Source organism: Succinatimonas hippei YIT 12066, assembly GCF_000188195.1.
Taxonomy (GTDB): Bacteria; Pseudomonadota; Gammaproteobacteria; order Enterobacterales; family Succinivibrionaceae; genus Succinatimonas; species Succinatimonas hippei.
The window spans coordinates 1-4,262 of the sequence record NZ_GL831048.1 but is presented as its reverse complement, the minus strand read 5'-3'; the positions used below and the strand labels follow the sequence as shown (position 1 = coordinate 4,262).

General features: G+C 39.8%; 3 protein-coding genes. 2 read left to right on the top strand and 1 reads right to left on the bottom strand.

All coding sequences use genetic code 11. The features are described 5' to 3' along the window. Window positions 1-47: 47 nt before the first annotated feature. Window positions 48-1,136: a polyamine ABC transporter substrate-binding protein gene (locus HMPREF9444_RS08260; RefSeq protein WP_009143964.1), complete on the bottom strand. Its 1,089-nt coding sequence runs from the start codon at window positions 1,134-1,136 to the stop codon at window positions 48-50. 334 nt (window positions 1,137-1,470) lie between these two features. Here HMPREF9444_RS08260 and HMPREF9444_RS08255 point away from each other — a divergent pair, with 334 nt between their 5' ends. Both HMPREF9444_RS08255 and HMPREF9444_RS08250 read left to right on the top strand, forming a co-directional pair. Further along, window positions 1,471-2,376, top strand: a complete 906-nt coding sequence (locus tag HMPREF9444_RS08255) for a DUF2333 family protein (protein ID WP_009143963.1) — start codon at window positions 1,471-1,473, stop codon at window positions 2,374-2,376. Between the two features lie 15 nt (window positions 2,377-2,391). Further along, window positions 2,392-4,227: an ABC transporter ATP-binding protein gene (locus HMPREF9444_RS08250; protein ID WP_009143962.1), complete on the top strand. Its 1,836-nt coding sequence runs from the start codon at window positions 2,392-2,394 to the stop codon at window positions 4,225-4,227. Window positions 4,228-4,262: the final 35 nt, after the last annotated feature.

The window sequence follows — 4,262 nt, the reverse complement described above, 5'->3', positions numbered from 1 at the left end:
TTGTTGTTTAGCGGTAGGAATCATCGGCCATTAGGCCGGTGAGGATGTCAATCGGCACTGGCTCTGACACGATTCCATGATTTGGTTAGAATTCGTTCAATTCCGTTAGGCGGAATGACTATATGCATTCTTTCAAGCATTTCCTTAGGATAATAAATACCGGGATTATTCGTAATTTCTTTGTCCACGAATTTTGTTGCATCAGCATTGGCATTAGCATAACGAACATAATTTGAAATGTCTGCTATTACCTCAGGGCGCATAATGTAGTTTAAGAACAGATGCGCATTATTTACGTTGCGAGCGTCTTTGGGAATAGCAAACATATCATAACCCATTAACGCACCTTCTTTAGGTATTACGTATTTTATGGCATCAAGTCCGGCTTCTTGTGATCTTTGGTTTGCAAGCTGGATGTCGCCTGACCATCCTACAGATATGCAGACTTCGCCTCCGGCTAAATCATTGGCGTACTGTGATGAGTGCATATAAGTTACGTTTTGTATCATGGTTTTAAGAAGTTTTTCAGCTTCTTTATAGTCATTTTTATCTGTACTTTGCGGATCTTTATTGAGATAAATAAGTGCAGTGCAGATCATGTCAGACGGACTGTCAAGCACTGTAGCTCCGCATTTGTTCAATTTGCTTAAAATTTCAGGTTTAAAAAACACATCCCAAGAATCAACTTTGAAGTCATTTCCCATTACTTCTTTTATTAAGCGTTCGTTATATCCTATGCCTGTAGACAACTCCATATAAGGAATTCCGAAAGTATTGTCTTTGTCCACTTGTGCGATTTTTGCCATTTTATCTTTATCAAGATGTTGTAGATTGGGTAATTTATTTTTATCAAGTTCAAGTAATAATCCGGCATCGCCAAGTCGTTTTAAAACGTGAAGTGAAGGAGTAATTATGTCATAACCGGAATTGCCTGCCATCAGTTTGGCTTCAAGCATTTCATTTGAATCAATCAGGCTGTAGTGAACTTTAATTCCGGTTTCTTTTTCAAAGTTTTCAATTGTGTCAGGTGCAATGTAATCCGACCAATTCATTATGTACAAATCATTGCTGTCGGCAAAAGAGGTAGAGCTTATTCCTAAAGACAAAAAGGTAAGAAGCAGGCACTTTTTAAACATGATATTATCCGTTAATAATATTTAATTTAGAGATCATTTTAATTTTAAACGTATTTTTGGTTTAAAACTTTTAAATGAAAGAAAATGTGCAAGTTGCATACGCAAAAATATGCGGTTTTTCAAAAATATTCGTATAAGCTGTGAGTATATCTGCAGGAAACATTTTGTTATACTAAATCTTGCATTAAAAGTATTTTGTTAGTTCTTTACTAAAAGAAATGTTTTAATCTAAGTATTTAATAAGTTCTTTTAGGTTAAATTTTAAAACGAGTTTTTTATATTGGAGGACCTGATTATTCCTTGCTGTTTCAAGGTATAAAGGTTTTTTGATTGTATGAATTTAAAGCCGCTTAAGTATATATTGCCTGTTGTCATAGGATTGGGAGCCGTTTATTTAATTGCCGAAGGCGTTTGCTCTAATACTACTCGTGAACAATACAAACCTGAACAGCTTGCAGCAGATGCTACTGATGCTCAAAGAGGGCAAGTTATTGCCAATAGTGTGAATTTTGCTTTAGAGCAGGAACTTGATACATTATTCGGCTGGCAATTAAACGATTTATTTTTTGTTCCCAGTATTTTTGACAATAAATCCGCTTATCAGGCCGGTGTGATTTATGCAACCCGTCAGGCTTCCGATGTCTTAGCTAAAACTGCTGCTCGAGCAGGAGAGCGCGATACCATCGATCCGAGACTTACTGCTGCCTCAGGTCGTTATTTTGCTTACGGACAGGATGTCTGGGGCTTCTGGTTTATTTATGATTGCGAAGGTAAATACCGCGAAGGTATTAAAAATTGGAACGATTGGGCCGCGTCAATTAATGACGGAACAAAAAAAGCAGGCGTTTACAACGTCAGATCCGATGATGTTTATGAAATTTTAAAATACGCTTCAACCGTCACCGAGCTGGCACTTAGTTATTTAAATTCAAGCAGTATCGGACATTTTTCTGCCGACGATGCAATTTATTATGCAAAAGGCGTTGTTTCGGTAGCTGGTAATGTCGTAAGAGGACTTGCTGCAGTGGATGAATCGGTAGCGGTTCGCGGCGGGCAGGAGAATCTTGATGAGGCTTTAAAGCGTTTTGATTATATTGCCGAGTTTGACCCTCTGTATGTTTTTGCAGGCGGCAATGCCGTAGGTGATGCGATGATGCCTAATCATGTTGCAGCGTTGGCGCGCCACGTTGATATTGTTAACAATCGTATTAACGATATGTTAGCTTCAATGGAAAAATAATAAGGAAACAATCAGTTGGAAAGGATTTGGCGCTGGTTTGAGAGACTGGTTCCGCCGTTCCCCGCACAAGATCGCGGCGTACCTCCTAAGGGCTTGGTGCGCTTTATTCTTTTTTATACTCAAGGCCTGTGGAAATTTTTAATAATCATTGCATTGCTTACTGCTTTTATGGCAATAGGCGAAGCATTGTTTTTTTCCTGCATGGGTCTTATAGTTGATTGGACAACATCTACACTTCCTTCTTTTTTTATTGAAGATCACGGTAAAAAGCTTGTTTTAATGCTGCTTCTTGCCGGAGTCTTTTTACCGCTTGCTACTGTTATCCATTCCCTTATTCTGCATCAAACGGTATCAGGAAACTATCCGATGCAGATTCGGTGGCAAATTCATCGCTATATGCTGGGACAGTCCCTGTCGTTTTTTACTGATGAGTTTGCAGGACGCGTTGCAAACAAAGTCATGCAGACAGCCATGGCAGTACGTACTTCAGTATTGAAGCTAATTGATGTGCTGGTTCATTTGTGCGTATATTTTGCTACGATGCTGTGGATGCTCGGCGATGCCGATCTGGTTTTGATGCTGCCGCTTATTGTGTGGTTTATTTTATATTCATTAGCTTTGGGTATTTTTATCCCCAATTTAAGAAAACAGGCGCAGGTTCAGGCGGATACCAGATCTGATATGGTAGGCCGAGTGGTCGACAGTTATGTAAATATTGCCACGGTGAAACTTTTTGGCGGTAAGGGGCGTGAGGCAAAGTACGCCAAAGCCGGAATGGAAGGGTTCATTAAAGCTGAATATAAGGCATTACGCATTCTTACCTTGCTTGATGTCAGCGTGCAGTTTCTAAATTATGCGCTTTTAATTTCCATTACCGTTTTGTCATTATGGCTTTGGATTCATTATGCCATTACACCCGGAAGTATTGCCATTGCCGTTGCGGTAGCAATCCGCGTGATTAATATGTCGCGCTGGATGATGTGGGAGGTCGGTGCGATTTTTGAAAATATCGGCATGGTTTATGACGGTATGAATACTATCGCCCGACCTGTAGAAATAAAAGATCCGAAAAATCCTAAGACTCTGGACAAGGTTAAAGGCAAAATAGAATTTTCTCATGTCGCATTCGGTTATACAGGCGGGAAAAAAGTTTTTGAAGATTTAAGTTTTGCGGTAAATCCGGGCGAGAAAGTCGGAATAGTCGGCAGATCTGGGGCCGGCAAATCCACACTTATTAATTTGTTATTACGTTTTTATGAAGTTGATGGCGGCACGATATTTCTAGACGGCACAGATATAAGAGAATTGGCACAAGATGAAATGCGCGATAACTTTGCAATGGTTTCGCAGGATCCTTCTTTAATGCATCGCACTATAGCAGAAAATATTTCATACGGAGTCAATGAATGCGATGCCAATTCAATGGAGAAGGCTGCTGAGCTTACGGATTCTTTGTCTTTTATTAAGAATCTTTCCGATTATAGGGGCGGTCGGGGATTTTCAACAATGGTTGGAGAGCGCGGCGCTAAACTATCAGGCGGTCAACGGCAAAGAATCGCCTTGGCGCGCGTGATTTTGAAAAATGCTCCGATACTGATTTTGGATGAAGCAACCTCAGCTCTTGATTCGGAAAGCGAGGCTATCGTGCAGGAAAATTTGGCTCAAGTAATGCAGGGACGTACTGTTTTAGCTATTGCACACAGACTTTCAACTTTAAATCAAATGGACAAGATCTTGGTATTGGATGAAGGAAAGATAGTAGAAAGCGGAACACATAAGGAACTTATTGAGCTTAACGGTATTTATGCAAGGTTATGGGAAAGACAAGCCGGCGGTTTTATCGGTGAATAATGTAAAAATTTATTTTGTGTAAAATCAATAGGTTA